This is a genomic window from Okeania sp. SIO3B5 (genome assembly GCF_010692555.1).
GTDB lineage: Bacteria > Cyanobacteriota > Cyanobacteriia > Cyanobacteriales > Microcoleaceae > Okeania.
Genome location: NZ_JAAHHG010000608.1, coordinates 1 through 5555, shown reverse-complemented (window position 1 = coordinate 5555; position 5555 = coordinate 1). Strand labels below are relative to the sequence as shown.

Below are 5555 nucleotides of genomic sequence, written 5' to 3'. Positions count from 1 at the left end.
ATTATACCAATTTTATAAATGTTTGCTACAAATAGGTAGGGTACTTTTTAGGAGTCAGTCCTCAGTCCTCAGGAGTCGTATGGGAATAGATTTAATACCAGTTTTTAGGTCATAAATTATCTTTTTTATCAAAGGGACATTTCCTGCAAATTTTTTTTATTGCACTTATTATTCGTAACATTCTTTTTTCAAAATGGTATTAGACATCTCCAATAATAAAAAATAAAATCAATTATCCTAGGGCGTGTCATCAATTATTTCTCTCTACTCCCTGCTCCCTCTTTTCTGGAGATGTCTATTAATCCAACCTTGACTGTTGAGAACTATCATACTCAGCCAGTGCCACTACCCTTACCTTAACCTCCTTTATTCCCTCTAGCACCAGTGCCTCCACCAGCTCCCGCTGCTCCAAAATTTCCTTCATTAAACCATTCAGCTTTAATCAGCGACCACCAAGCAGCGGTAAGTCCAGCTAAAACATAGTCGTAGGGAAGCCATCCATAACCTTTAACTCCCCAGTCCTCTCCCCAAGAGTTCCGAATTAAGAATGCACCTTTAGAATATTTTGTGCGGTCAGCACATTGAATCAACTTGAAATCATCGTAGCCAACTGCAACAACTGTATGTCCTCCAACTACTTGATCATTTTTTGGAGCAAGAAACGGAATATGACCGGGTTTATTTGAGTCATCATAGGCAGAATTATAAATTGTGAATCCAAAAATACAGGGGAAGCCAGCCGCTAGAACAGCCTTAATTTGAAAGAGCAAAGTTTCTTTTGAAATCCCTGCATAATCTAAAAGAAAGTACTTGAGTGACTGATAGTTTTGAGCATAGGAATAGCAATATGCAGGAGGTTCTTCATCTACTTTTTCTTCATTATAAGACCAAGAAGATTCCGGAGGGACACCGTATAATGCAAGGGCTTTCATTGTTTCTCGTATAGATGCTCCCACATCTTCAGTAATATTCATTTTATTCCGTGTAGCTTTGTATAGAAATAAAGGAGAGGCATCTATTTTCTTGTTAAAAGCTCTATTGACGAAGTACTCATATAATGAAATGGCTGCAAACGCTGTACATGAATTTAGTGAACCTTGGTCTCTTACTGGAGAACACCAAAAACTCAAATCTACGATGCTAGGAAGAAGACTGTATCGCGTTTTATTTTCATCTTCAAAATAGGATTGTAATTGCCGGATTATATCATAACCAACAACTGGAATACTAATTTCTAAGCCAGGCAAAAGCCCTGAATCTTCTTTATAACCAATTTCAAATACTTCCTGCTTATCAAAGATATTTGGTTGACTGTTCTTAAGTCTATTTTCAGCTTTTTCGATCTGCTTCTGAAATCTGTTTAGGTATTTTGTGATTAAAAAACATAAAAATATATGGCTCTTATATTTATACTTATCTCTACCGGGGTCATCTTTTTTATGCTGCTCTAGGAGTGAATTTATCTCCATTTTAAGAAGAAATAGTACTTTCTCAACAGCTGCTTCAGCCAGTTCTAGTCGTACTTTATCATCTTGCGAATTATGATTATCTATGTTATCTTTTTGGGAATCAGAACATAATAAACTTTCAAATTTTTCTAACCCTTGTTCTATCAATTCTTCTAAACTTTTATTTTTAAATTTTGCCAAGGGTGATAATATATTCAAAATAGTGGAAAATATAGGCTCAATTAAATTAGAATGACGTAATGTTTCTCTGATTTCTTTGTACTTCAATTCAGAGTCTTTATCTTTTTTAATATATGACAAAAAAACAGAGGCTTGTTTTTTGATTTTTTCATTTTTTGAACCATCAGATTCGCCGTTTAAATCAGGGTTTCTCTCTTCTTTTTTATCTTCATTAACTTCACTCTTTTTTCCCTCGGATTTATCGATATAATATTGATCGATGAGACCAACTATATCTTCTAAGTCTTTTTGATTATTATCTTTAACTATGAGACCACGTATGTTGTTTAAGTCTTGTTTTAAATAAATTTCAAAAATTTTCTTATCACTTTTTGCGGCTACAATATTATTTTCTAAAAAATCATATTCAAAAATGATTTTATTTGATTTTTCTAGATAAAATCTACTTTCTATAGTCTTCTTAATAAGAATCTCTAATATTTTATCCAGTGTTGTAACTGGTATCCATGAGGCTATAGGTACAAATCTAATTTTTGATAGAGATTTTTGATTGGAATATACATCATAATTATTGATGTCAAGAGATGGCAATTCATTTTCGTCAGAAAGGTGTTGATTGAAACTTGTGTAAGTTTCTAATCCAAAAAATCCATCATTTCTTATTTTAAAAATAACCTGTAATAATTTTACAATTATTATAGTCGTTGGGTCATAATCTTCTTCCCTTATCCAATTCACAATTTCTTTAAATTCATTAAAATTAATTAGCTTATATCCTGTATCTTCAATGTCTTGGTGCTTTTCTTGATATAAATTTTGATAACGTTTTTTCAAATCTGCGTTTTCCATTACCAGAAGACTGAGATACTTTTTGAGTTCTCGTATTTGCTGTCTAGATAAGCTATTTTTATCAGGCAATTTGTTAATAAGCTTCTCTTGCTGAAGAGTTGAATATCTAAAAATATGATGTACTTTAACTTTAATAAATTGAACTTGGCTTAATACTTCTTGTTTGAATTTCTCTATCTCGCCTTGTCTTTTTTTATTGTCAACTCGATGACCAAAGCTTTTATCTTCAGCATTTAAGCTGTCAATCAATTGAATTAAATCTTTTGCTATTTTTTCAAAACTAGCTGTTTTACCTTCTGTTTTGAACCGAAGTATTTCTTCATTACCAAGATCATAGTCACGTAGATCCGGATATTCTGGTATCCAACCTAATCCTCTTTCTTTACCTGTTTCTTTCCCTTGTTCATTTGGCATTTTTTTCTCCTTTATTACTGAATGAATAACACTTTAATATTTCTGCGCCTAAAATCATTGATATTGATTTTTTCTGGAAAATTTATTGACTTAAACAGTTACTTTTTTATATCATTACAAACATCTTTTGGAGCATTAGGGTTATTTTTCAGATAGTCACTCAGCCAACTACATCCACGCTTCATAAGTCCATCCAAGGTTAAATTTTCAACATTCCATAGAAGTGCAGTCTGATCTGAACTAGCAGTGGCAAGCATCTTACCATCAGGGCTAAACCTCACAGAGTTAACTGGCTGGTTATGCCCGATAAGGGCGGTGATTAATGTGCCATTGAGCTTCCAGACTCTTATTGTACTATCATCGCTGCCGGTAGCAATTATTTCTCGATCAGGATTAAAATCCATGCCCCAAATTCCAGCAGTATGGCCCTTAAAGTCCAAAGGAGAACTGAGAAGACTGCCATCTAGATTCCATAATTTCACAGTTTTATCTTCACCAGCAGTAATAACCTGGCTATTGGAGATAAAGCGAATGCTGTAGGCTGAGAATGGATTGTGTGCTTCCCAGCTATCTAAAGGATTTCCATCAGAATTCCAGAGTTTCAAGTATCCATCCTGATCCACAGAAGCAATCTTATGGCCATCTGGACTGAAACTTACATCCATAACGGCATCCTTATGCCCTGTAAGTGTTTGAAGTTCCTGTCCCTGTAAATTCCATAGTTTGACTGTATGATCTCTACTACTAGAGGCAATTATCTCACCATCCGGACTGAAAGCGAGGTTCGCTACAGAATCATTGTGCCCTGTGAGATTTTTAAGTTCCTGTCCCTGTAAATTCCAAAGTTTGATTGTTTTGCCGTAACCGCTAGAAGCAATCTTTTTGCTATCTGAACTAATACTAACACTCCAAACTTCTCCATCATGTCCTTGGAGTGTTTGAAGTTCCTGTCCCTGTAAATTCCATAGTTTGACCGTTTTGTCTTGACTAGCAGTTACCAAAATATTATTTTTAGGGCTAATGTCGATATCGGAAACTACGTTCTTGTGTCCAACAAAATGAGTCAGCAAATCATTTGAGCGCCAAATTTTGACTTTTTTGTCATTGCCGGCAGATACAAGAGTTTTACCGTCTGGACTGAAATTAACGCTGTTGACTCCATCTCTATGTCCTTCTAAGGTTGTTAATAGTAAACCGTCTCTACTACGCCGTAGCTGCACTTTTCCATTTTGATATGCAGTAGCAATAGTTTGACCATCAGGGCTAAAGCTTAAATATGTAATTGCAACTGAATCTTTGTCATTCACGGGAGGAAACACTGGTTTTTGGGTTTTTCTATTCCAAAGGATGAGTGTTTTGTCTTTTCCACCAGAGGCAATAGTTTGTCCATCAGGGCTAAAACTAACACTTATTACTTGATCAGTATGTCGAGTGAAAGTATCAAGTAAATTACCTTGGGCATCCCAAAGTTTTACGGTCTTATCTTGGCTAGCGGTAGCTATTGTTTCACCATCTGGACTAAAGCTGATACTGTAAATTGCCCCCCTATGACCTTTTAAATCCTTCAGCAGAACACCATCTAGTGTCCAAAGCTTTGCTATTTGGTCAGCACTAGCGGTAGCAATAGTTTGACCATCAGGACTAAAACTAACACTCCAAACAACCTTTTCATGGGCATTGAAAGTCTTTAAAAGCTCCCCTTGTTTATTCCAGAGTCTGACAGTCTTATCTCTGCTGGCAGTAGCAATAGTTTGACCATCAGGGCTAAAACTTACATCCACAACATCTCTTTTATGCCCTGCTAATGTCACAAGTTCTTTACCATCAGTACTCCAGAGTTTAGCTGTTTTGTCGAAACTTGCGGTGGCAATAGTTTTACCGTCGGGACTATACCTAACTTGCTCAACAGCATCTTTATGATTTTCTAAGCGGTTGCTTTCTCTTACCCAGTAAGTTGCATTCAATGCTTCCATGACTTCTACTTTTAGCTTGTCGTCATTTATCAACCAAATGGAATTTTTCAATTTCTTACCTGCTCGCAAAGCAGCAATCAACGGATCAAAGGAATATCGATTTGAGGTAAAAAGTGCTTTAGAGGATGCACTGAGAGCTTGAATCTCACTCTTTATTGAATTTTGCCATTGCCACCCAGCTATTCCAGCTAAACTCAAAGCTATAAAGGAAAAACCACTCAACCCAATAATTGTCAGTTGTCGCCTACGTTCCCGTTCTTTTTTATCCCTATCCCTTTCTTTAAAACTAACCTGAATAAAATTTCGCTCTTCCTCTGTCATCTCCCCCCCACGTTTACGCAACCAATCTTCCGCCACACTCAACCGCACACCCCGTAATAACCCTCCCAGATCATTGTTATTCTTTTTCCACTCCCGTAATGTCACCTTCAACCGTTCTTGCCATGTTCTAAACTCACGGTTAGCATCGATCCACCCCCCCAAAGTTCTCCACTCTCGAATTAAAGCTTCATGCACCACCTCTACCGTATCTTCTTCTTCCCGCCTCCCCGTCACTACCAACCGAGCCTGATACCCCGCCAAATAACTCACCAAATTCCAATTATCTTCTCCTACTTCCCCACGGGTAGCAACACGCCTCGTATCTTCTGTACCTTCCCCCGGACGTACT

Annotated in this window: 2 protein-coding genes; both read right to left on the bottom strand. The window is 36.6% G+C overall.

Going from position 1 to position 5555, the window contains the following annotated elements; all coding sequences use genetic code 11:
* Positions 1 to 356 precede the first annotated feature (356 nt).
* On the bottom strand, positions 357 to 2912 hold the full coding sequence (locus F6K54_RS39275) for a C1 family peptidase (RefSeq protein ID WP_293089665.1): 2556 nt from the start codon (positions 2910 to 2912) through the stop codon (positions 357 to 359).
* A gap of 98 nt (positions 2913 to 3010) precedes the next feature.
* Positions 3011 to 5555, bottom strand: a 2545-nt coding sequence (locus F6K54_RS39270; protein WP_293089664.1) for a WD40 repeat domain-containing protein, incomplete at its 5' end; no start/stop codon positions are given.

Excerpts from the sequence above, each read along its gene's own strand:
- F6K54_RS39275 (WP_293089665.1), bottom strand. The coding sequence starts at position 2,912 with ATGCCAAATGAACAAGGGAAAGAAACAGGTAAAGAAAGAGGATTAGGT.